The 22806-nt window shown below is 73.4% G+C and carries 17 protein-coding genes; 6 read left to right on the forward strand and 11 right to left on the reverse strand.

The features are described from left to right. The 8 genes from QFZ75_RS17015 to QFZ75_RS17050 all read right to left on the reverse strand — a co-directional run bounded on the left by QFZ75_RS17015 (window position 1) and on the right by QFZ75_RS17050 (window position 10182). The gene (locus tag QFZ75_RS17015) at window positions 1-735 is read right to left on the reverse strand and encodes an enoyl-CoA hydratase family protein (RefSeq protein ID WP_307537884.1); all 735 of its coding nucleotides are present in this window, start codon (window positions 733-735) and stop codon (window positions 1-3) included. Next, complete coding sequence (locus tag QFZ75_RS17020; protein ID WP_307544557.1) at window positions 732-2315, reverse strand: 4-coumarate--CoA ligase family protein; 1584 nt, start codon at window positions 2313-2315, stop codon at window positions 732-734. Before QFZ75_RS17020 ends, QFZ75_RS17015 begins: the two co-directional genes overlap by 4 nt. Window positions 2316-2362: 47 nt before the next feature. Beyond that, window positions 2363-3529 (reverse strand): acyl-CoA dehydrogenase family protein, encoded by a 1167-nt coding sequence (locus QFZ75_RS17025; RefSeq protein WP_307537886.1) that lies wholly within the window; start codon window positions 3527-3529, stop codon window positions 2363-2365. Window positions 3530-3537: 8 nt separating this feature from the next. Next, the gene (locus QFZ75_RS17030; protein ID WP_307537887.1) at window positions 3538-5541 is read right to left on the reverse strand and encodes a biotin carboxylase N-terminal domain-containing protein; all 2004 of its coding nucleotides are present in this window, start codon (window positions 5539-5541) and stop codon (window positions 3538-3540) included. An 8-nt stretch (window positions 5542-5549) separates the two neighbouring features. After that, window positions 5550-7148 carry an acyl-CoA carboxylase subunit beta gene (locus QFZ75_RS17035; RefSeq protein ID WP_307537888.1) on the reverse strand — a complete coding sequence of 533 codons (1599 nt, stop codon included), beginning with the start codon at window positions 7146-7148 and terminating at the stop codon, window positions 5550-5552. Next, a complete protein-coding gene (locus tag QFZ75_RS17040) occupies window positions 7145-8866 on the reverse strand; it encodes an acyclic terpene utilization AtuA family protein (RefSeq protein WP_307537890.1) in 1722 nt (573 codons plus the stop codon). Before QFZ75_RS17040 ends, QFZ75_RS17035 begins: the two co-directional genes overlap by 4 nt. After that, a complete protein-coding gene (locus tag QFZ75_RS17045) occupies window positions 8863-9657 on the reverse strand; it encodes a TIGR03084 family metal-binding protein (protein ID WP_307537892.1) in 795 nt (264 codons plus the stop codon). Before QFZ75_RS17045 ends, QFZ75_RS17040 begins: the two co-directional genes overlap by 4 nt. Window positions 9658-9816: 159 nt before the next feature. After that, window positions 9817-10182, reverse strand: a complete 366-nt coding sequence (locus tag QFZ75_RS17050) for a helix-turn-helix domain-containing protein (protein WP_307537894.1) — start codon at window positions 10180-10182, stop codon at window positions 9817-9819. A 92-nt stretch (window positions 10183-10274) separates the two neighbouring features. Here QFZ75_RS17050 and QFZ75_RS17055 point away from each other — a divergent pair, with 92 nt between their 5' ends. After that, on the forward strand, window positions 10275-11114 hold the full coding sequence (locus QFZ75_RS17055; RefSeq protein WP_307537896.1) for an SDR family oxidoreductase: 840 nt from the start codon (window positions 10275-10277) through the stop codon (window positions 11112-11114). A gap of 103 nt (window positions 11115-11217) precedes the next feature. On the opposite strand, the gene QFZ75_RS17060 is transcribed toward QFZ75_RS17055, so the two are convergent. Further along, entirely contained in the window at window positions 11218-12195 is a 978-nt protein-coding gene (locus QFZ75_RS17060; RefSeq protein WP_307537897.1) for a DMT family transporter, read from the reverse strand. Between the two features lie 331 nt (window positions 12196-12526). Further along, on the reverse strand, window positions 12527-15424 hold the full coding sequence (locus QFZ75_RS17065; RefSeq protein ID WP_307537899.1) for an FAD-binding and (Fe-S)-binding domain-containing protein: 2898 nt from the start codon (window positions 15422-15424) through the stop codon (window positions 12527-12529). Window positions 15425-15930: 506 nt separating this feature from the next. On the opposite strand from QFZ75_RS17065, the gene QFZ75_RS17070 reads away from it, so the two are divergent. The 5 genes from QFZ75_RS17070 to serC all read left to right on the forward strand — a co-directional run bounded on the left by QFZ75_RS17070 (window position 15931) and on the right by serC (window position 21130). Further along, window positions 15931-17802: a sensor histidine kinase KdpD gene (locus QFZ75_RS17070; protein ID WP_307537901.1), complete on the forward strand. Its 1872-nt coding sequence runs from the start codon at window positions 15931-15933 to the stop codon at window positions 17800-17802. Next, entirely contained in the window at window positions 17799-18275 is a 477-nt protein-coding gene (locus QFZ75_RS17075; protein ID WP_307537903.1) for a roadblock/LC7 domain-containing protein, read from the forward strand. The genes QFZ75_RS17070 and QFZ75_RS17075 overlap by 4 nt, the downstream gene beginning before the upstream one ends. Further along, complete coding sequence (locus QFZ75_RS17080) at window positions 18272-18628, forward strand: DUF742 domain-containing protein (RefSeq protein ID WP_307537904.1); 357 nt, start codon at window positions 18272-18274, stop codon at window positions 18626-18628. The genes QFZ75_RS17075 and QFZ75_RS17080 overlap by 4 nt, the downstream gene beginning before the upstream one ends. 51 nt (window positions 18629-18679) lie before the next feature. Continuing rightward, window positions 18680-19906 carry a cytochrome P450 gene (locus QFZ75_RS17085; RefSeq protein ID WP_307544559.1) on the forward strand — a complete coding sequence of 409 codons (1227 nt, stop codon included), beginning with the start codon at window positions 18680-18682 and terminating at the stop codon, window positions 19904-19906. A 105-nt stretch (window positions 19907-20011) separates the two neighbouring features. Further along, entirely contained in the window at window positions 20012-21130 is a 1119-nt protein-coding gene (gene serC, locus QFZ75_RS17090) for a phosphoserine transaminase (protein ID WP_307537905.1), read from the forward strand. A 99-nt stretch (window positions 21131-21229) separates the two neighbouring features. Here serC and QFZ75_RS17095 read toward each other — a convergent pair whose 3' ends face one another. After that, window positions 21230-22768 carry a cellulase family glycosylhydrolase gene (locus tag QFZ75_RS17095; protein ID WP_307537907.1) on the reverse strand — a complete coding sequence of 513 codons (1539 nt, stop codon included), beginning with the start codon at window positions 22766-22768 and terminating at the stop codon, window positions 21230-21232. Between the last annotated feature and the right edge of the window lie 38 nt (window positions 22769-22806).

Here is a 22806-nt window from a genome sequence, read left to right on the forward strand (position 1 = left end):
TCACCACACCCATGAGGGATCCCGTCGTTCGAGGAAGGCCGTCATTCCCTCGCGGGCCTGCGCGGAGGAGAACAGCCGGGCCGAGAGCGCGGTCAGGCCGGCCGCGTCCCGGTCGAAGGTGTCCAGCACCTTAGCCGTGAGCAGCCGTTTCGTCTCGGCCAGCCCCTGCGGTGAGGAGCGTCGCAGCCCGTCGAGCACCGGCGCGAGTACGTCGTCGGCGTCCTCGCCCGCGACCGTGACGAGGCCGATCCGGGCGGCCTCCGCCGCGTCGAACCTCTCCCCGGTGAGGCAGTAGCGGGCCACCGCGCGCGGGTCGAGGCGCGGCAGCAGGGGCAGCGAGATCACGGCGGGCGCGACCCCGATGCGTACCTCGGTGAAGGCGAACGTGGCCTCCCGGGAGGCCGCCGCGATGTCGCAGGCGCCGAGCAGTCCGAGGCCGCCCGCGCGGACGTGGCCGGTGACGCGGGCGACGACGGGCCGGGGCAGTTCGACGATCTGCCGCAGCAGCGCGACCAGGGCGTCGGGGTGCGGCGGGTCGCGCAGGTCGGCGCCGGCGCTGAAGGTGGTGCCGGTGTGGGTGAGGACGACCGCGCGTACGCCGCCGTCCTCGCCGCACCGGGTGAGCGCGTCCGCCAGTTCGCCGACCAGCCGGGCGGAGAGGGCGTTGCGCCGCTCGGGCGCGTCGAGCGTGAGAGTGGTGATCCCGCGCTCGTGCGACCGCCGCACCGTGGTCATGCGCGCTCCTCCGGTTCCCGTGGTGTCCGCAGTTCCCGCCGCAGGATCTTTCCGGAGGCCGCCCTGGGCACCGCGTCGAGGAACGTGACCTGCCGGACCTTCTTGTACGGGGCGACGCGCTCGGCGACGTACTCCATGACGTCGGCCCCGGTGAGGCCGGGCGCGGCCGGCTGGCGTACCACGTACGCGTGCGGCCGTTCGTTGTTGTCGGTGTCGTAGACGCCGATGACGGCGGCGTCGGCGATGCCGGGGTGCGTGAGCAGGAGGGCCTCCAGTTCGGCGGGGGCGACCTGGAAGCCCTTGTACTTGATGAGTTCCTTGACCCGGTCGACGACGTACAGCCAGCCCTGCGCGTCGACGTGGCCGACGTCGCCGGTGGACAGCCAGCCGTCGTCGTCGATCATCGCGGCGGTCTCGACGGGCCGGCCGAGGTAGCCCTTCATGACCTGGGGTCCGCGGATGACGATCTCGCCGCGTTCGCCGACGCCGAGGTCCTTGCCGGGGTCGTCGAGGGAGACGATGCGCATCTCGGTGCCGGCGACGAGTCTGCCGACGCTGCCCGGGGGCGGGTTCCGTTCCGTCAGGGGGACGACGTGCGTGCCGGGCGAGAGTTCCGTCATGCCGTACGCCTGGCCGACCGGCGGCAGTCCGAGCCGGCGCGAGCAGGCCTCGGCCAGTGCGGCGTCCAGGGGGGCCGCCGAGCTGACGACGTACCGCAGGGACGACAGGTCGTAGCCCTCGACGGCCGGGTGCTTGGCCAGGGCGAGGACGATCGGCGGGGCCACGTACAGGCCGGTGATGCGGTGCTTCTCGATGGCCGCGAGGAACGTGTCGAGGTCGAAGCGCGGCAGCACGACGACGGTGGCGCCCTGTCTCAGCGGCGCGTTCATCAGCGCCGTCAGTCCGTAGATGTGGAAGAACGGCAGGACGGCGAGGATGCGGTCCCCGGGGCCCATCGGCACGGCGGGCGTCAGCTGGGCGAGGTTGGTGGCGATGTTGCGGTGGGTGAGCATGACGCCCTTGGGGGTGCCGGTCGTCCCGGAGGAGTACGGCAGGGCGGCGACGTCCGTCACGGGGTCGATGTCGACCTGCGGCTCGGGGGCGGTGGAGCCCAGCATGTCGAGCAGTGAACGGTGTCCGTCGGCCTGGTCGCAGACGAGGATCTCCCGCACCCCGCCCGCCAGTGCGGCCGCCGCGCGGGCCGTCTCCAGGAGCGGGGAGACGGTGACGATCCACCGGGCGTGGCAGTCCCGGAGCTGTTTCGCGAACTCCTCGGCCGTGGCGAGCGGGTGCACGGTGGTGACGGACGCCCCCGCGCGCGTGGCGGCGTAGAACGCGGTGGGGAAGGCGACGGTGTTCGGGCTGTGCAGCGCCAGCACGTCCCCCTTGCGGACGCCGAGTTCGGCGAGCGCGGCGGCGATGCGGCGGTGGAACGTGTCGAGCTGGGCGTAGGTGAGGGTCGTGCCGTTCACGCCGTCGATCAGCGCGGGTGCGTCGCCCCGGGCCGCGGCACGGCCCAGCACCACCTCGTGGATGGGTTCTTCGACGGCGGGAACGTCTTCGTACTCGCTGCGGAACACCATGGCGGGCCCTTTCCGGGAACCGGATGTCGTCGGGGAAATGGTGCCTAGTAGGACTTGGGCAGGCCCAGGGTCTGGTGCGAGACGTAGTTGAGGATCATCTCCCGGCTGACGGGGGCGATCCGGGCCACCCGGGACGCGGTGATGAGCGACGCGAGGCCGAACTCTTTGGTCAGGCCGTTGCCGCCGAGGGTGTGCACCGACTGGTCGACGGCCTTCACGCACGCCTCCGCCGCCGCGTACTTGGCCATGTTGGCGGCCTCCCCGGCGCCGGTGTCGTCGCCCGCGTCGTACAGGTGGGCCGCCTTCTGCATCATCAGGCGGGCGAGTTCGAGCTCGATGTGCGCCTGCGCCAGGGGGTGCGCGATGGCCTGGTGGGCGCCGATGGGCTCGCGCCAGACGGTGCGCTCGCGGGCGTAGACGAGGGCTTTGGAGAGCGCGTGGCGGCCCATGCCGATCGCGAACGCGGCGGTCATGATGCGTTCGGGATTGAGGCCGGCGAAGAGCTGGAGCAGGCCGGCGTCCTCGTCGCCGACGAGCGCGTCGGCGGGCAGCCGTACGTCGTCCAGGGTCAGCTCGAACTGCTTCTCGGCGCCGTGCAGTTCCATGTCGATCTGCCGTCGGCCGAAGCCGGGGGTGTCGCGCGGGACGATGAACAGGCAGGGCTTGAGCCTGCCGGTGCGGGCGTCCGCCGTGCGGCCGACGACGAGGGTGGCGTCGGCGATGTCGACGCCCGAGATGAAGACCTTGCGGCCGGTGAGGATCCAGTCGGTGCCCTCTTCCGTACGGCGGGCGGTCGTGGTGATGCGGTGGCTGTTGGAGCCGGCGTCGGGTTCGGTGATGCCGAAGGCCATGGTGCGGGTGCCGTCGGCGAGGGCCGGGAGCCACTCCTGTTTCTGTTCCTCTGTACCGAAGCGGGCGATCACCGTTCCGCAGATGGCGGGTGACACGATCATCATGAGGAGGGGACAGCCCGCGGCGCCCAGTTCCTCCAGGACTATGGAGAGTTCGGCTATGCCGCCGCCTCCACCGCCGTATTCCTCCGGAAGGTTCACGCCCAGGTAGCCGAGTTTGGCGGCCTCCGCCCAGAGTTCCCGGGGGTGGCCCTTCTCCGCGATGACCTTGGCGAGGTACTCGTGGCCGTAGCGCCTGCCCAGGGCGGACACCGCTGCGCGCAGGGCCTTGTGTTCGTCTGTTTCCAGGACGGTGGTCATGTGGCTCCTCAGGGGGAGGGGGTTGCCGTCGTGTGCAGAGTGCCGGTCCGTTGTGGCTGGTCGCGCAGTTCCCCGCGCCCCTGCAAGGGCTCGACGACCGCCAGCAGGGTGCCCAGCTCCACCTGTTGGCCGGGAGTGACGTGCAGGGCCGAGACCGTGCCGTCCGCCGGGGCCGTGATCCTGTGTTCCATCTTCATCGCCTCCAGCCAGATCAGGGGCTGGCCCGCCTGGACGGGCGACCCCTCGGTGAGGGCTTCCGCCACGCGGACGACCGTGCCCGGCATCGGGGCCAGCAGGGAGCCGGGGACGTGGTCCGGTTCGGGGGCGGGGAAGCGGGGCAGGGCGGTGAGCGTGGTGCCGTTCACGTGGACCCGGTCGCCGTACCGGGAGACCTCGAACCTCCGCCGTACACCGCCGGTCTCGAGGACCACGAGGTCCGGTCCCACCCGCACCACGTGCACGCCGTCCGCCACCGGGCCCCGCCGGGTGTGGCGGTAGTGGACCTCGTGCTCCTCGCCCGCCACCAGGTAGCACCTGCTCTGCGGCTGCGAGGGCACGTTGCGCCAGCCGCCGCCGAAGCGGGAGCGGCCGTGGGCGTCGGCGAGCGCGGCGGCCAGCGGGGCGTACGGGTCCGGGGCGGGCGCGGTGAGGCCGTCCAGGTGGCGTTCGTAGAACGCCGTGTCCATGCGGGCCGCCGTGAACTCCGGGTGCCGCAGGGAGCGTACGAGGAGGTCGCGGTTGGTGACCGGGCCGTGGACCGTCGCCCGCTCCAGGGCGCCGGCGAGTCTGCGGACCGCCTCCGCACGGGTGGGCGCGTGGGCGACGGCCTTGGCGAGCATGGCGTCGTAGTGGACGCCGATCGTGTCGCCGTCGCCGTAGCCGGTGTCGAGGCGGACGCCGGGTACGGACAGCCGGTGCAGGGTGCCGGTCTGCGGGGCCCAGTCCCGGGCGGGGTCCTCCGCGTAGAGGCGGGCCTCGACCGCGTGGCCGGACGGCGCCGGCGGGTCGCCGTCCAGAGTGCCGCCCTCGGCGACATGCAGTTGCAGTGCGACCAGGTCGGTCCGGAACACCGCCTCCGTGACGGGGTGTTCGACCTGGAGGCGGGTGTTCATCTCCAGGAAGTGCACACGCTCCCCGGAGCCGCCGTTCTCGGAACCGCCGTCACCGGAACCGCTGTGGCCGGAACCACTGTGGCCGGAGACCAGGAACTCGACCGTTCCGGCGCCCGTGTAGGCGATCGTCCGGGCGGCGGCGGTCGCCGCGTCGCGCAGGCGCCGCTCCACGTCGGGGCCGAGGCCCGGCGCCGGAGCCTCCTCGATCACCTTCTGGTGGCGGCGCTGCAGGGAGCAGTCGCGGGTGCCCAGGGCCCAGACGGTGCCGTGGGCGTCGGCGACGATCTGCACCTCGACGTGCCGGGCGTGCTCGACGTACGGCTCGACGAAGACCGAACCGTCCCCGAAGGCACTCTCGGCCTCGGCCGAAGCCGCCAGCAACTCACCCTTGAGGGAAGCCAGTTCGCGGACGACACGCATACCCCGGCCGCCGCCGCCCGCCGCCGCCTTCACCAGGACCGGCAGGTCGGCCTCGCCCACCTCGTCCGGATCCAGGGGGGCGAGCAGCGGCACCCCGGCGGCCGCCATCAGCTCCTTGGCGCGGGTCTTGGAGGCCATCGCCTCGATCGCCTCGGGGGAAGGGCCCACCCAGACGAGGCCCGCCTCCAAAACGGCCCGCGCGAAGCCGGCGTTCTCGGAGAGGAAGCCGTAGCCGGGGTGGACGGCGTCGGCGCCCGCCGCGACGGCCGCCCGCACGATGAGGTCGCCGCGCAGGTACGTCTCGGCGGGCGACGCGCCCGGCAGCCGTACGGCGGTGTCGGCCACGCGCGTGTGGAGGGCGTCCTCGTCGGCGTCCGAGTGGACGGCGACCGTGCGGATGCCCAGCTCGTGGCAGGTACGGAAGACACGGCAGGCGATCTCACCGCGGTTGGCGACCAGCAGACTCGAAATCGAAAGCATGGGACCTCTCACATCCGGAAGACGCCGAAGCCGCCGCGGGCGCCCTCGTACGGGGCCGTGTGGATCGCGGACAGGCACAGGCCGAGGACGGTCCGGGTGTCGCGCGGGTCGATGACGCCGTCGTCGTACAGCCGCCCGGACAGGAACATCGGCAGGGACTCGGACTCGATCTGCTGCTCCACCATGGCGCGCAGCGCGGCGTCGCCCTCGTCGTCGTACGGCTGCCCCTTCGCGGCGGCGGACTGCCGGGCGACGATCGACAGGACGCCGGCGAGCTGCTGCGGGCCCATGACGGCGGACTTGGCGCTGGGCCAGGCGAACAGGAAGCGCGGGTCGTACGCGCGCCCGCACATCCCGTAGTGCCCGGCCCCGTACGAGGCGCCCATGAGCACGGACAGGTGCGGGACGCGGCTGTTGCTCACCGCGTTGATCATCATCGCGCCGTGCTTGATGATGCCGCCCTGCTCGTACTCCTTGCCGACCATGTAGCCGGTGGTGTTGTGCAGGAACAGCAGCGGGATGTCGCGCTGGTTGGCGAGCTGGATGAACTGGGCGGCCTTCTGCGACTCCTGGCTGAAGAGCACGCCGCGCGCGTTGGCGAGGATGCCGACCGGATAGCCGTGCAGGCTCGCCCAGCCGGTCGTCAGACTCGTCCCGTACAGCGGCTTGAACTCGTCGAAGTCGGACGCGTCGACGATCCGGGCGATGACCTCGCGCGGGTCGAAGGGGTGCCTGAGGTCGCCGGGGACGATGCCCAGCAGTTCCTCCGCGTCATATTTGGGCGGCTCGGCCGGGACCGGATCGGCGTACGCCTTGCGGTGGTTGAGGCGGGCGACCACGCGCCGCGCCTGGCGCAGGGCGTCGCGTTCGTCGACGGCGAAGTGGTCGGCGAGGCCCGACACGCGCGCGTGCATCTCGGCGCCGCCGAGGGACTCGTCGTCGCTCTCCTCGCCGGTGGCCATCTTCACCAGCGGCGGACCGCCGAGGAAGACCTTCGCGCGCTCCTTGACCATGATCACGTGGTCGGACATGCCGGGGATGTACGCGCCGCCGGCGGTCGAGTTGCCGAAGACGACCGCGACGGTGGGGATGCCGGCGGCCGACAGCCGGGTCAGATCGCGGAAGACCGCTCCCCCGGGGATGAAGATCTCCTTCTGCGAGGGCAGGTCGGCGCCGCCCGACTCGACCAGGCTGATGCTCGGCAGCCGGTTGGCGTACGCGATGTCGTTGGCCCGCAGTGCCTTCTTCAGGCTCCAGGGGTTGCTGGCGCCGCCGCGCACGGTCGGGTCGTTGGCCGTGATCAGGCACTCGACGCCCTCGACGACGCCGATGCCCGTGACGAGCGAGGCGCCCACCGTGTACTCGCTGCCCCAGGCGGCGAGCGGCGACAGTTCGAGGAACGGCGTGTCGGGGTCCAGGAGCAGTTCGATGCGCTCACGGGCGAGCAGCTTGCCGCGTTCGCGGTGCCGGGCCACGTACTTCTCGCCGCCGCCCGCGAGGGCCTTGGCGTGCTCGGTGTCGAGGGCGGCGAGCTTGCCGAGCATCGTCTCGCGGTGGTCCGCGTAGTCGGCGGAGGCGGTGTCGAGGGCGGATGCCAGAACCGTCACAGCAGTACCTCCGGGATGTCGAGGTGCCGGGAGCGCAGCCATTCGCCGAGGGCCTTGGCCTGCGGGTCGAAGCGGTGCTGCGCGGCGACGCCCTCGCCGAGGATCCCCTCGACGACGAAGTTCAGGGCGCGCAGGTTGGGCAGGACGTGCCGTACGACGGTCAGACCGGCGCTCTCCGGGAGGAGTTCACGGAACCGGTCGACGGTGAGGGTGTGGGCGAGCCAGCGCCAGGCGTCGTCCGTACGCACCCAGACGCCGACGTTGGCGTTGCCGCCCTTGTCACCGCTGCGGGCCCCGGCGACGAGGCCGAGGGGCGCGCGGCGCACGGGGGACCCGGCGGGGAGGGGCTCGGGCAGCGGGGGTTCCCCGGCGGGCTCCGGTACGAGGGTGCCGGCGGCCGGAGCCACCCGGATCCGCCGCCCGTCGTGCAGGACCGCCACGTGGTCCACCTCCGCCCGGGGGACGTACAGGTCCTCGAAGACCCCGTAGGGGGCGCCCTTGCCCGGCGGCGCCAGGACATGGAATCCGGGGTAGCTGCCGAGGGCCAGTTCGACGGCGGCCGCGCCGAGGGCGCGGCCCACGGCCTCCTGGTCGGGGTCGCGCACGACGAGCCGGAGCAGGGCGCTCGCGGTCTCCTCGGTGGGCGCGTCGGGGTGGTCGGTGCGGGCGAGGTCCCAGCGGATGTCCGCGGGGCGGGACTTCGCGGCCGCCAGCGCGCTCTCCATCTGGGCCCGTACGAACGCAGCCTTCGCCTCGATGTCGAGCCCGGTCAGCACGAAGACGACCTCGCTGCGGAAACCGCCGAGCCGGTTGAGCCCGACCTTGAGCGTGGGCGGCGGCGCCTCGCCGCGCACCCCCTCGACGCGTACCCGGTCGGGGCCCTCCCGGGTGAGGCGGACCGTGTCGAGGCGGGCGGTGACGTCGGGACCCGCGTACCGGGCGCCGGACGTCTCGTAGAGCAGCTGGGCGGTGACCGTGCCGAGGTCCACGACGCCGCCGGTGCCGTCGTGCTTGGTGATGACGCTCGTGCCGTCCTCGTGGAGCTCGGCGACCGGGAAGCCCGGGTGCTGCAGGCGGGCCGGGTCGTGCTCGGTGAAGAAGGAGTGGTTGCCGCCGGTGGCCTGGGTGCCGCACTCCAGGACGTGCCCGGCGACGACGGCGCCCGCGAGCCGGTCGTGGTCGTCCGGGGCCCAGCCGAAGTGGGCGGCGGCGGGCCCGGTGACCAGCGCGGCGTCGGTGACCCGGCCGGTGACGACGATGTCCGCGCCCTCACGCAGACAGGCGGCGATGCCCCCGCCGCCGAGATAGGCGTGCGCGGCGAGGTGCCCGGGGCCGGGGTGGCGGGCGGTGAGGTCGTCCCCCTCGACATGGGCGACGCGCACCGGGACGCCGAGCCGCCCCGCCAGTTCCCGTACGGCGCCGGCGAGCCCGGCGGGGTTGAGGCCGCCCGCGTTGGCCACGATCCGTACGCCCCGCTCGTGCGCGAGGCCCAGGCACTCCTCCAGCTGACGCAGGAAGGTGCGCGCGTAGCCGCCGGCCGGGTTCTTCAGGCGGTCGCGGCCGAGGATGAGCATGGTCAGCTCGGCGAGGTAGTCGCCGGTCAGGACGTCCAGCGGGCCGCCGGTGAGCATCTCGCGCATCGCGTCGAACCGGTCGCCGTAGAAACCGGAGGCGTTGCCCAGGCGCAGGGGGCGGGGGGCCGGGGGCGGGGTGGTCATCCCGTGGCCCCCTTCGGGGCGCGGCCCGCGCCCGGCAGGCCCGCGAAGGCCTGCGCGATGTCCAGCCAGCGGTCGGCGTCCGGGCCCTGTGCCCGCAGCGCGAGGTCGGCCCGGTGGGCCCGCCGGGTGACCAGGAGGCAGAAGTCGAGCGCGGGGCCGGTGACCCGCTGGGCCGCGTCCTCGGGGCCGTACGTCCACAACTCGCCGGACGGCGCGGTGATCTCCACGCGGAACTGTTCCCCGGGCGGGGCGAGCCCCCGTACCCCGAAGGCGAAGTCGCGGGTCCGCACCCCGATGTGCGCCACGTGCCGCAGGCGGTCCGTGGGCGGCCTCGGCACGTGCAGTGCGTCGGCGACGTCCTGGCCGTGCGCCCAGGTCTCCATGAGCCGGGCCGTCGCCATGGAGGCGACCGACATGGGGGGTCCGTACCAGGGGAAGCGCGTACCGGAGGGTGCCGCGCGCAGGGCCTTCTCCAGTGCCCGTCGCCCGGTGCGCCACTCGGCGAGCAGCCGGTCCGGGGGCAGCGCGGCGCCCTGTTCCGCGCCCTCGTCCACGAAGCCGTCGGGCGAGGCCAGCGCCTTGTCGATCTCCCCCGCGAAGGCCTCCGCGTCGGTCACGGCGAGCAGGGCGGACCGGTCGGTCCAGGTGAGGTGCGCGATCTGGTGGGCGACGGTCCATCCCGGGGCGGGGGTGGCGAGCGCCCAGTGCGCCGCCTCCAGCCCGCCGACGAGAACGTCGAGTTGCTCGCTCTCCCGGCACAGGTCGTCGATCACGGGCGACGGGTCGGACACGATGGCGCTCCCCTCGGGGCACGACGGTGTGCGGTGCGCTGTGTGTGCGGTGCGCTCCGGAGCATGGCAGCGGCCGGAGAAACAATCAAGCGTGCTTGCATTGATTGCTGGGAGGGGGCGGGAAGGGGGATGAAGGCGGGGCGGGGCGGGCGGGGCGGGTCACGGACCGGGCGACAGCCTCCGGGTGATCCGGTCGAACAGCTCCGTCAGCGGCTCCCCGACGTCGCGACCGAACCCGGTCAGCCCGTAGGTGACCTGCGGCGGCGTCGTCGGCTCGACCTTCCGCCAGACCAGGCCGTCCTGGACCAGGGCGCGCAGGGTCTGGGCGAGCATCTTCTCGCTGATACCCCGGATGCTCTCCCGCAGCTCGTAGAACCGGAGGTCGTGGCCCCGCAGGGAGATCAGCACCCAGACGCCCCACCTGCTGGTCACATGGTCGACCACGTCACGCGCGGGGCAGTCGGTGTGAAACACGTCATACCGCTCCCCCGTCCCGGCCCCTCCACGCTGCACGCCTTCCGTCATGTCATGAGCTTACTTCGAGGTATGTCCTTACCAAAAGTTAGCCATCGCTCCTAGCGTGGCGGCCCCAGAGCACATCCGACGAGGAGCTGATCATGATCGTGGTGACCGGAGCTACCGGGAACATCGGCCGGCCGTTGACGCGGACGCTGGCCGCGGCGGGCCGGCAGGTGACGACGGTGTCGCGGCACGCGGCGCAGGTGCCGGACGGGGTCCGCCACGTGGTGGCCGACCTGGCCGATCCGGCCGGCCTCAAGCCCGCGCTGGCCGGGGCGGAGGCGTTGTTCCTGCTGCTGTCCGGCGACCTGCACGCCACCGGGGCCGACCCCGCCGACATCATCGGCGAAGCCGCGGGCCACGGGCTCCGCCGGGTCGTCCTCCTCTCCACGCTGGGCGTGGCGACCAGGCCCTTCGGCCGGACGCGGATCGCGATGCGCGCGCTGGAGGACACACTGCGGGGGTCCGGCCTGGAGTGGACCGTCCTGCGGCCGGGCGGCTTCGCCTCCAACGCCCTGTGGTGGGCCGAGTCCGTCCGCACGCGGCAGGTGGTCGCCGCGCCCTTCGGCGACGTCGGGGTGCCGATCGTCGACCCGGCGGACATCGCCGCGGTCGCGGCGGCCTGCCTGGTGGAGGACCGGCACACCGGCGGCACGTACGAACTGACCGGACCGGAGGTGATCACCCCGCGCGGGCAGGCGGCGGCGATCGCCGCCGTCCTGGGCTCGCCGGTGCGGTTCCACGAACTCACCCGAGAGGAGGCCAAGGCCGGCATGGTCCGGAGCATGCCGGCGGAACTGGCCGACGACACCCTGGACATCCTCGGTTCCCCGAACCCGGCCGAGCTGCGCGTCAGCCCGGACGTCCGGCGGGTCCTGGGCCGCGCCCCGCGGCCCTTCGCCGACTGGGTCGCCCGCAACGCGGACGCGTTCCGCTGACACCGGCCGCCGTCCGGCTGCCGCGCGGCAGCCGGACGGGGGCGCGTGTCCGGCGTGCCGGACCGGACCGGGCCGTGCCGGGCCGCTGGGACAGGACAAGTCTTCAGTTCACGTTCTCGACTCTGCCCTTGCTGCGGCCCCTGCCGCGGCCCACCTGGGTGCGTACGGCGCCCATGCTCGCCGCGATGACCAGCACGATCGCCACCCCTTCGGTGACCGACAGCGTCTGGCTCAGCACGAGGAAGCCGGCGACCGAGGCGACGGCCGGCTCCAGGCTCATCATCACCGCGAAGGTGGAGGAGGGCATGCGGCGCAGGGCGAGGAGTTCCAGCGTGTACGGGAGGACGGAGGAGAGGACCGCCACCGCCGAACCCAGGGCGATCGTGGTCGGGTCCAGCAGCTTGTCGCCGGACTCGACGAGGCCCAGCGGCAGGAACAGCACGGCCGCGACCACCATCGCCAGCGCCAGCCCGTCGGCCTGCGGGAAGCGCCGGCCCGTACGCGCGCTGAAGACGATGTACGCGGCCCACATGGCGCCGGCCGACAGGGCGTAGGCGACGCCGACCGGGTCGAGGCTGCCGAAGCCGTCGCCGCCCAGCAGGAAGACGCCCCCGAGGGCGAGGCCGGCCCAGACGAGGTTGACGGCCCGGCGGGAGGCGAGGACCGAGAGGATCAGGGGGCCGAGTACTTCGAGGGTGACGGCGGGGCCGAGCGGGATGCGGGCGACCGACTGGTAGAAGAGGCCGTTCATCGCGGCCATCGTGGCGCCGAAGACGAGGACCGTGCCCCAGTCGGCGCGGGAGTGTCCGCGCAGTTTCGGGCGGCAGACGACCATCAGCACGAGGGCGGCGACCGCGAGGCGGAGCGTCACCACGCCGAGCGCCCCGGCGCGGGGCATGAGGCTCACGGCGAGGGCGCCGCCGAACTGGACGCTGACGCCTCCGGCGAGGACCAGGCCGACCGGGCCCAGGGCCCGGATGCCCCGGGGGGCCGCGGGGGGCTCCGCCAGGGGGGCCGGGCTCGCTGCGGCGGTCGCGGGGTCGGCGACCGGGAGGGGGATGTCGGCGCGGGGGATGGTCACGGGGCGTCCAGGAAGTTCGGGTGGGTGGGGCATGGGTTCGTACATCTTGATGGACTTGCCGGTCCAGGGTAATGGACTTCGTCAGGGCTGTGAAGCCGGTTTGGAGCTTACCGGGGGCTTTGGGAGTCGGGTGCGGGTGCGGGTGTAGGCGTCGGGTGCGGGTGCGTCGTGGCTGGTCGCACAGTTCCCCGCGCCCCTGAAAGACTGCGCCGTTCCCCGCGCCCCTAAAAGACGAAAAGACTGCGCCGCTTCCCGGGCCCCTGAAGGGCGAAGGCCTGCGTCGTTTCCCTCGCCCCCTCAAAGACGAAAGACCGGGCCGTTCTCCTCGCCCCTACGAGGTCGGTTCGTCGGGTAGGGAAGCTGCCAGGAGTTCTGCCAGGTGGACGGAGTGGGTGCGGGCGGTCTGGTGGAGTTGGGTGCGGCAGGAGTAGCCGTCCGCCAGGACCGCCGCGTCGGGGCTCGCCGCCCGGACCGCCGGGAGCAGTTGGTCCTCCGCGCAGGCCGTGGAGACCTCGTAGTGGCCCTTCTCGAAGCCGAAGTTGCCCGCCAGGCCGCAGCAGCCGCCCGACAGGGAGCCGGTCAGGCCCGCCGCCTCGCGCAGGCGGCGGTCCGGCGCGTCGCCCAGTACGGCGTGCTGGTGGCAGTGGGTCTGGCCCACGACCGGGCGGTCCAGCCGGGGCGGCGTCCAGTGCGGGGCGTGCCGTTCCAGCGCCTCCGCGAACGTCAGCACCGCCGACGCCAGGCGCCCCGCGCGCAGATCGTCGGGCAGCAGTTCCGGCAGGTCCGAGCGGAGTGCGGCCGCGCAGCTCGGTTCGAGGACGACGACCGGCGGGATTCCCTGGCCCCGGGCCGGGTCCAGGAGCGGCTCCAGCAGGTCGAGGGTGCGGCGCAGGGCCGTGCGGGCCCGGTCCAGCTGCCCCGTCGACACGTAGGTCAGGCCGCAGCAGACCCTCCGGCGGGGCCCGCCCGGGGGCGGCGTCACGTTCAGCCCGGCCGCCTCCAGGACCCGTACGGCCGCCTTCCCGACGGACGGGGAGAGGTGTTCCGTGAAGGTGTCCGGCCACAGGAGGACCGTCGTGGGCGGGTCCCCGGCACGGGGTCGCGCGGGCCCGGCAACCGCCCGCGCACCGACGCCGCGGGCCCGCCACCACCGGCTGAACGTCTCCCCCGCCACCCGGGGGATCTCCCGCTGCGGCGCGATCCCGCCCAGCCGTTTGGCGACCGCGGCCCACGGGCGTACGGCGGCGAGGAGGTTGACCAGCCATGCCGTACGGGTGCGGTCCACCAGCCGCAGCCACTCCGGCAGCCGGCCCATCGTGTGATGGGCGGCGGGCCGGCGGCGCCCCTCGTAGTGGTGGTGCAGGAACTCCGCCTTGTACGTGGCCATGTCGACGCCGACCGGGCAGTCCGAGCGGCAGCCCTTGCAGGACAGGCAGAGGTCGAGCGCGTCGCGGACCTCCGTCGAGCGCCAACCGTCCGTGATCACCTCGCCGGCCAGCATCTCGTGCAGCAGGCGGGCGCGCCCGCGTGTGGAGTGCTCCTCCTCGCCGGTGGCCCGGAAGGACGGGCACATCACCGACGGACCGGCCGCCGCGGTGGTGGTGCGGCATTTGGCCACGCCCACGCACCGGCGTACCGCCGCCGCGAAGTCCCCGCCGTCGGCCGGGTAGCCGAACTCGACGTCCACCGGCTCGCGCGGCAGGACGGCGAAGCGCAGGTTCTCGTCCAGCCGGTGCGGCCTGACGAGCATGCCGGGGTTGAGCAGCCCGTCCGGGTCCCAGAGGTCCTTGACCCGTTCGAAGAGGCGGACCGTCCGGGAGCCGTACATCTTCGGGAGCAGTTCCGCCCGCGCCTGTCCGTCGCCGTGCTCCCCCGACAGCGAGCCGCCGTGCGCGACGACGAGGTCCGCCAGTTCGTGGGAGAAGGCCCGGAATCGGCCCACGCCCGCCCCGGTCAACAGGTCGAAGTCGATGCGTACGTGGATGCAGCCGTCCCCGAAGTGCCCGTACGGCGCGCCGCGCAGCCCGTGCGACGCCAGCAGGCTCCTGAAGTCCCGCAGGTAGGCACCGAGGCGGGCCGGTGGCACCGCGCAGTCCTCCCAGCCGGGCCAGGCCTCGGTGCCGTCGGGCATCCGGGTCGCCGTGCCGCTCGCGTCCTCGCGGATGCGCCACAGGGCGCGCCGGCCGGCGGGGTCGGTGACGACCGTCGAGGCCGTCACGTCCGCCGCGCGGACGACCGCCCGCGCCCGCGCGCGTGCCTGCTCCTGCGTGTCACCGCCGGTCTCCACGAACAGCCAGGCGCCGCCGCGCGGCAGCCCCGCGTCCGGGGGTACGAGGTCGGCCGCCATCCCCTCCACCGTGAGCGGGCCGAGCGGCAGCAGGCCCGCGGCCGCCTCCGCCGCCGCGCTCTCGTCGGCGTACGCGAGGACGGCGAGGGCCCGCGCGCGGGGTGCGTCGACGAGCCGTACGACGGCCTCCGTGACGATGCCCAGGGTGCCTTCGGAGCCGCAGAGGAAACGCGCCACGTCCCCGCCGCGCTCGGGCAGCAGCGCGTCGAGCGCGTACCCGGAGATGCGGCGCGGGAGGTCGGGGAAGCCGGTGCGCAGTTGCTCCAACTCGCCGTCCACGAGGGCGCGCAGGCCGTCGGGGGCGCCCGACCAGGCGGGGCCGGGCCCGAGCCGGTCGCCGCGGGCGGTGAGCACGGACAGTCCGCGGACGTTGTCCGCCGTCGTGCCCCAGGCCACCGAGTGCGATCCGCAGGAGTTGTTGCCGATCATGCCGCCGAGTGTGCAGCGGCTGTGGGTGGAGGGGTCGGGGCCGAAGCGCAGGCCGTGCGGGGCGGCCGCCTCCTGGAGGCGGTCCAGGACCAGGCCCGGCTGGACCACGGCCGTACGGGTGCCGGCGTCCAGCGAGACGACGCGGTTCATGTGGCGGGTGAAGTCGAGGACGACTCCGGTGCCGGTGGCCTGGCCGGCGATCGAGGTACCGCCGCCGCGCGCGACGACCGGTACGCCGAGGCCGGCGCACACGGCGAGGACCGCCGCCACGTCGTCGGCGTCCCTGGGGGCGACGACGCCCAGGGGGACGCGGCGGTAGTTGGACGCGTCCATGGTGTGCAGGGCCCGCGCGGTGGCGTCGAACGCGACCTCGCCGCGCACGCCCGCCCCGGCCAGCGCGGCACGCAGTTCCCGCCCCGGCTTCGGCTCCTCGCCAAGATCCGCTTCCGTCATGCGTCAAGGATGCATCTCCGCTCCGCCGCGGACGGGGAGGGCTGCCTCCGGCGGTGGACCGGGGCCCTGGCCTCCGGCCGGTCTTCGACTGCCGGTCTTCGGCTGCCGGTTGGCGGTGGCCGGTCGCACAGTTCCCCGCGCCCCTCGGAGGAGGCGGCCGGCGCCTTGCCCGGTGGGACGAAACCGCCGGCACCCGGACCTCGACCCCCGGCCGGCCGCGACCGGCCACGCGGTTCCCCGCGCCCCGTGGAAGAGGCAGCCGGTGGGCCGTTCCCGGACCGGTCGCCGGAGCCCCGTGGGGCGGGGGAGTCCGGTCGGACTCCCCCGCCCCGCTCACATCATTTCGTGCGCCCCATTACGCGCCGGGGCGCCTACTCCCCGATCTGCGGACGAATTGTGAGAGTGCGCCGGAACATGCGCGTTCCGATCACGAAGTCCCATATAGTGACCGCCAGTTGAGCACCAAGTGTCGCATCCCGCCCAGGACACGACCGAGGACACGATTCATGAACGCGCCCACCCCGCAAGCGCGCCCCACGAAAGATCGGCCGTCCCTCGCACAACTCGGCAGCGCACGCCCCCGCCTGCGCTCCGTGGCGGTCGCTCCGCTCCTCACGGCCGTACCGGCCGCGGTCGCCGTCGGGGCCGCCGTCGGCCTGGCTCCCGACCAGGCGCGCGTGACCCTCGGCTGGAGCCTGGGCGCGGCGGCCCTCCTGCTGTGCGCGGCCGTCGCCGTCGCCGCCCACGCCGTCCAGACCTCCCGATCACTCCTGCACCGCCTCGAAACGGTGTCCCGGGACGCCGGCCGATTACTCCAGGAGAAGGCCGCCCTCGCGGAGGAATCCGTCCGCGAACGCACCCGCCTCACCGACGAGTTCACCCGCGACCGTGCGCGACTCGCCGAGCAGAACGCCCATCAGAAGGTCCGCCTCGCCGCCGAACTCGACCGCGAGCGCATCCGTCTCGGCGCCGAGAACGCGCGCGTGACCGAAGAGCTGCGGCGGGCGAGAACCGACCGCGCCACCGCGATCTCGGCGGCCGCCCACACCGCCGGCCGTCTCCAGGCCCTCTCCACCGGCATGCTGGCCGACCTGCGCGCCATGGAGGAACGGCACGCGGACGAGGACGTGCTCGCCGACCTCCTCCACCTCGACCACCGCACCGCGCAGGCGGGCCGGCTCGCCGACGTCATCGCCGTCCTCACGGGCGCGCGCTCGGGCCGCCGCTGGGCCAGGCCCATCGTCATGGAGTCCGTCCTGCGCGGCGCGATGGGCCGCATCGGCGCCTACCGGCGCGTACGCGTCCACTCGGCGAGCGAGGCGGCGGTCGCCGGGCACGCGGCCGAAGGCGTGATGCACGCGCTCGCCGAACTCCTCGACAACGCCGCGAACTTCTCCCCACCGACCGCCGAGGTCCACGTCTACGTGGAGGAGGTGCCGGCCGGGGTCATCGTCTCCGTGGAGGACAGCGGTCTCGTCATGGGCGAGGCACAGTTGCGGCGCGCCGAACGGGCCGTCTCCGGCACGGAGCCGGAGACGGGCGGCCTCGCCGGCACCCGGCTCGGCCTCACGGTCGTCGGCCGCCTCGCCCGCAAGTACGGCCTGACGGTCTCCTTCCGCCCCTCCGCGCGCGGCGGCACGGGCGCCCTGCTCCTCATCCCGCAGGACATCCTCGCGACCCCGCCGCAGAACGCCATGCAGAACGTCTCGCAGAGCTCCCCGTGGAATGCGGCCCAGAACCCGGCCCAGGACCCGGCCCGGCACACCGAGCGGAACGCTACGCACCACCCGTTCCAGGCAGCATCCCCGACTTCACCGTCCCCCGCCTCACCGCCGCCGGCTCCCGCTGCGCCGCCGCCGGTCCGGGCCCCGGAGCCGGAGCCGGACACCGCCGCGGCCCCCGGGACGGCCCCCGGGATGGCCTCCGACGCGGCCGTACGGGAGGCCGCGTCGCCCTTCCCGGGTCCGCGCCCCGGGCCCTGGTCCGCCTCGCAGGGGTCGTACGCCGCCTCGCACGCCCTGCCCGACCTCGACCCGGAACCGGTGCCGGCCCACGGTTTCCGGCCCCCGCCCCCGCCCCCTCCCCCCTCCGCGACCGGCCACGCCGAGCTGCTCCCCCGACGGCACCGCGGTCGCATGCTCGCCGAGGCGGAAGCGGAGGCCGAGACACTGGCGCAGACACGAGCGCAGGCGCAGGCGAAAGCCGAGACGCGTGGGGAGGCCGCCCGCACCCGGGGGCCGGCGCCCGACGACGTGAGGGGCCACGCCACCCGCTTCAACAGCTTCCGCCAGGCCGTACGCCGCCCCGCGGCGGACGAGCCCGTGCAGGCCCCTCCGAGCCCTGCCACTCCCCACCCGGAAGGCGACCCCACGTCATGACCGTCCACACCGGCACCACCGCCTCGACCGCCGACATCGCCCTGGCCGACGGGGCCGCCCAGGCCACCGGCAGCGCGCCGACCGCCGACGGCAGGCTCGACTGGCTCGTCCAGGGGCTGCTGGCGCGCACCCCGGGTGCCCGGCACGCGCTCGTGCTCTCCCGGGACGGCCTCAAACTGTGCGGTACGCCGGAGCTCTCCGTCGACCAGGCCGACCAGCTGGCCGCCATCGCCGCCGGCATCCAGTCGCTGTCCCACGGGGCCTCCCTCCAGTTCGGGGACGGCACCGGGGGCGTGCGGTCGGCGATGACCGAGTTCCACGGCGGGATCCTGTTCATCGTCGAGGCGGGCGAGGGGGCGCACCTGGCCGTGGTCACGGCCGAGGAGGCGGACACCGGGCTCGTCGGGCACAACATGGGCCGGCTCGTGGAGCAGCTCGGCGAACACCTGAGCGCGCGGCCACGTACGCCATGAGCCGGCCGGGCAGGGACGACACGCCCGACCGGCTCTACACCCTCACCCAGGGGCGTACCCGGTCCGCGCCCGGCACCCCCTTCGACCTGCTGACGCTGGTCGTCGCCGAGTGCGATCCGGTGCCGGGCATGCAGTCGGAGCACGCGACGATCCTGCGCCTCGCCGGGCGGCCCACCGCCGTCGCCGAGCTGGCCGCCGAGCTGGGGCTGCCGCTCACCATCACCAGGATCCTGCTCTGCGACCTGCTCGCCGAGGGCCGCGTCAGCGCCCGTCACCCCCGCAGGGCCGCCCTCGGCGGCCGGCCCGATCCCCACATCCTGGAGCAGGTGCTCGTTGGACTCCGCAACCTCTGACGCGTGTGCCCCGCAGGCGACGCGGCCGGCCCGGACTGCCCGGGCCACCCGGTGAACGACCGCCCCGTGGTGCTCGGCGGGCGCCGGTTCCGGTCCGAGCCGACCGCGCTGTACCGGGAACTGCGGCGCGAGTACGGCGCCGTGGCCCCGGTGCTGCTCGACGCGGACATCCCGGCGTGGCTCGTCCTCGGTTACCGCGAACTGCACCAGGTCACCGGCGATCCAGCGCTGTTCAGCCGGGACTCCGCCCTCTGGAACCAGTGGGACCGCGTCCCCGACGGCTGGCCGATGCTGCCGATGGTGGGCCGCGGGCACGCCTCCGTGCTGCGCTCCTCCGGCGAGGACCACCGTGCGCGGGCGGCGGTGATCGGCGGCGCCCTCGACGCCGTCGACCCCTTCGGGCTGCGCGCCCTGGCCGAGCGGTACGCCGACGAGCTGATCGACGCGGTGTGCGCCGAGGGCACGACGGACCTGGTCACGCGGTACGCGGCCCTGCTGCCCGTACGTGTCCTCGCCGCCCTCTTCGGATTCGCCGACGAGCAGGGGCCGGGCCTCGTCGCCGCCCTGAACGACATGGTCGACGGGCGGGACGACGCCGTCGCCGGGCAGCGGCACGTGGCCGCCTGCATGGCACGGCTGGTGGCGGACCGGACGGCGCGGCCCGCGGACGACGTGGCCGGCCGGATGATCGCCTCGGGGCGTACGGCGCCGGGGCCCGCCCTCACGTACGAGGAGATCACCCAGGATCTGATCGTCATGCTCACGGCGGGCCACCAGCCGACCGCGGGCTGGATCGGCAACTCGCTGCGGCTGATGCTGACGGACGACCGCTTCGCGGCGTCGCTGCTCGGGGGGCGGCGCAGTGTCGCCGAGGCCATGAACGAGGTCCTGTGGGAGGACACGCCCACGCAGAACGTGGCCGGGCGGTGGGCGTCCCGGGACACGTGGCTCGGGGAGCGTGCCGTCCGGGCCGGTGACCTGCTGCTGCTCGGTGTCCAGGCCGCGAACCACGACCCGCAGGTCCGCACCTACGGCACCGCCCTCACCGGTGGCAACAGTGCCCACTTCTCTTTCGGACATGGTGAGCACCGGTGTCCTTTCCCGGCGCAGGAGATCGCGGAGGTCGTGGCCCGTACGGCGCTGGAGGTGGTCCTGGACCGCCTTCCGGACCTGGACCTGGCGGTCCCGGCCGCCACCCTGACCCGCCGCCCGTCCCCCTGGCTGGGCAGCCTGACAAGCCTCCCGGTCCGCTTCACCCCTACGGCGCCACGGGGCTGACGAGGAGGAGGTGCAAGGGCGAAAAAGGGCCGGTTAGCGCCCCCGCGCGTCTCATCCGACGGACGACGTCTCACCCCCGTTTACGGAAACGGCTACGCTCCCGTTGTGGCTGATACCCAGATCCCCGCTGACCTCAAGCCCGCCGACGGCCGTTTCGGCGCGGGCCCCTCCAAGGTGCGTACGGAGTCGCTCACCGCGCTCGCCGAAACGGGCACGTCCCTGATGGGCACGTCCCACCGCCAGGCCCCGGTGAAGAACCTCGTGGGGAAGGTCCGCCAGGGTGTGAGCGACCTCTTCCAGCTCCCCGAGGGCTACGAGGTCGTCCTCGGCAACGGCGGCTCCACCGCGTTCTGGGACGTGGCGACGCACGGTCTGATCGAGAACAGGTCGCAGCACCTCACGTTCGGCGAGTTCTCCTCGAAGTTCGCGAAGGCGGCCAAGCTGGCGCCGTGGCTGGGCGACCCGGACATCATCACCTCCGAGCCGGGCACGCACCCCGAGCCGGTGGCCCAGTCGGGCGTGGACGTCTACGCCCTCACCCACAACGAGACCTCCACCGGTGTGGCCGCCCCGATCAAGCGGGTCGCCAACGCCGACGAGGGCGCCCTCGTCCTGGTGGACGCCACCTCCGGCGCGGGCGGCCTCCCGGTCGACATCGCGGAGACGGACGTCTACTACTTCGCCCCGCAGAAGTCGTTCGCCGCGGACGGCGGCCTGTGGATCGGCATCTTCTCCCCGGCCGCGATCGAGCGCGCCGAGCGTGTCCACGCGAGCGGCCGGCACGTCCCGGAGTTCTTCAGTCTCCCCACGGCGATCGACAACTCCCGCAAGAACCAGACGTACAACACCCCGGCCCTCGCCACCCTGTTCCTCCTGAACGACCAGCTGGAGTGGCTCAACGGCCAGGGCGGCCTGGACTGGGCGGTCCGCCGCACGGCGGCCTCCTCGCGCACGCTCTACGGCTGGGCCGAGGACGTCAAGTACGCGAACCCGTTCGTCACCGACCCGGCCAAGCGGTCCCAGGTCATCGGCACGATCGACTTCACGGACGACGTCGACGCGGCCGCCGTGGCCAAGGTCCTGCGCGCCAACGGCATCGTGGACACCGAGCCCTACCGCAAGCTCGGCCGCAACCAGCTGCGCGTCGCGATGTTCCCGGCGATCGACCCGGCCGACGTCGAGGCCCTCACGAAGTGCATCGACCACGTGATCGAGAAGCTCTGAACTTCACCGCGTACAACTTCTCGTACGACGGCAGGGGCGCCCGGTGTTCTCACCGGGCGCCCCTGTCTCATCCGGACCCTCCTGCACTGTCCGCCGACTTCACGTGGCCGTGCAGCTCACCGCCGGCACACCCCCGCTCCCCGGCGCGCCCCCGAGTCCGAAGGTCGCCGAACCGCCCGTCGTCACATTGCCGTTGTGCGCGGCGTTGGTGGCCGTCACCGTCGCCCCGCTCTGGCTGTACGCCGCGTTCCACATGCTGGTGACCTTCTGGGCGCCCGGCCAGGTCCACGTCGTCCGCCAGGACGTGAGCGCGGTCGTACCGGTGTTGGTCACCTTGATCTCGGCGTTGAAGCCGCCGCCCCAGTCGCTGCTGACGGTGTACGCGGCCGTGCAGGCGGCCGTGCCCCCTCCCGGGTCACCGGGATCGCTTCCCCCGCCGCCCGCCGGGAACCCCGGTGCCTTGACGCTCGCCAGGTACCCGTCCTTCACCGTGTCCACGGTCGTCCAGTCGTCCTTCAGGATCCCGCCGGTGTCACCGGAGTTGGGATTCCACGACCAGAAGGTCCAGGAGATGCTGTCGGCGCCGTACGTGCCCGTGGGACGGAGGTAGTCCACCAGCGCCGCCAGCCACTTCTGGTCGACGGTCGACTGGAGGGTCGTGCCGAACTCGCCGACCCACACCGGCGCGATGTTCTGCTTGAAGATGTAGCCCCAGTACTTGTCCCAGACGCCCGGCATGTTGGCGGGGAAGGACGGATCGCTGAACCAGCTCTGCTGGGCCACGCTGGTGGCGTAGTCGTGCGCCGAGTAGACGACCCGGCCCGGCACGTCCAGCTGCACCGGGTACCGGGCGACGCCCATCAGGTTGCCGCCCCACCAGCCCGACACCCCGTCGACCGTCTGCACGCCCTCCACCATGACCAGCAGCTCGGAGTTGACGGACAGGACCGCGTTCCCGGCGCGCTGGGCGGCCAGCCGCCAGTCCCTCGCCGTGTCGCCGCAGCCCCAGCAGGCCGGGTCGTGCGGCTCGTTGTGCAGATCGATGCCGACCACCGTCGGATCGCCCTTGTACCGGGTCGCCAGGGCCTTGAGGTTGGTGATCCACGTCGTCTCGGGGACCGCGGCGGTGTACCAGAGCGCGGACTGGCCGGTCGCGTCGGGCCGGTGCCGGTCCAGGACGACCTTCAGGCCGTCCTGACCCGCGTACGCCACGATCCTGTCCATGATCTGCAGAGGTGTGCGGCCCTGCAGGTCGGCGTTCTTGCCGCCGGAGAAGTCGATGCTGTTGGCCACGGCACCGCTCTTGAGGATGTCGTCGCTGTACGGCAGCCGGATGGTGTTGTAGCCGAGCGACTTCATCTGGTCGATCATGCTCTTGTAGTCGCGTGCCCAGAGCCCGTGGACGGCGTTGTTGGACGTCTCGAACCCGAACCAGTTGATACCGGCGATCCGTACCGGCTGCCCCGCGGCGTCCAGGATCTGCCGGCCGCTGGTGTGCCAGTACCCGGCTCCGGGCGCGGCCTCGGCGACGACCGCCGTGTCCGCGTACGCGGCCTGGGCACCGGCCTGGACCCCTGCCAGCGGTAACAGGAACGCCGCGGCGGCAACACCCAGCGTTCTTCGCAAGCTGCGGAACATGTCGCTGCTTCCTCTCGACGAGGCGCGGGCCCGGAACG

The sequence above is a fragment of the Streptomyces sp. V3I8 genome, assembly GCF_030817535.1.
In the GTDB taxonomy this organism is placed as follows: Bacteria; Actinomycetota; Actinomycetes; order Streptomycetales; family Streptomycetaceae; genus Streptomyces.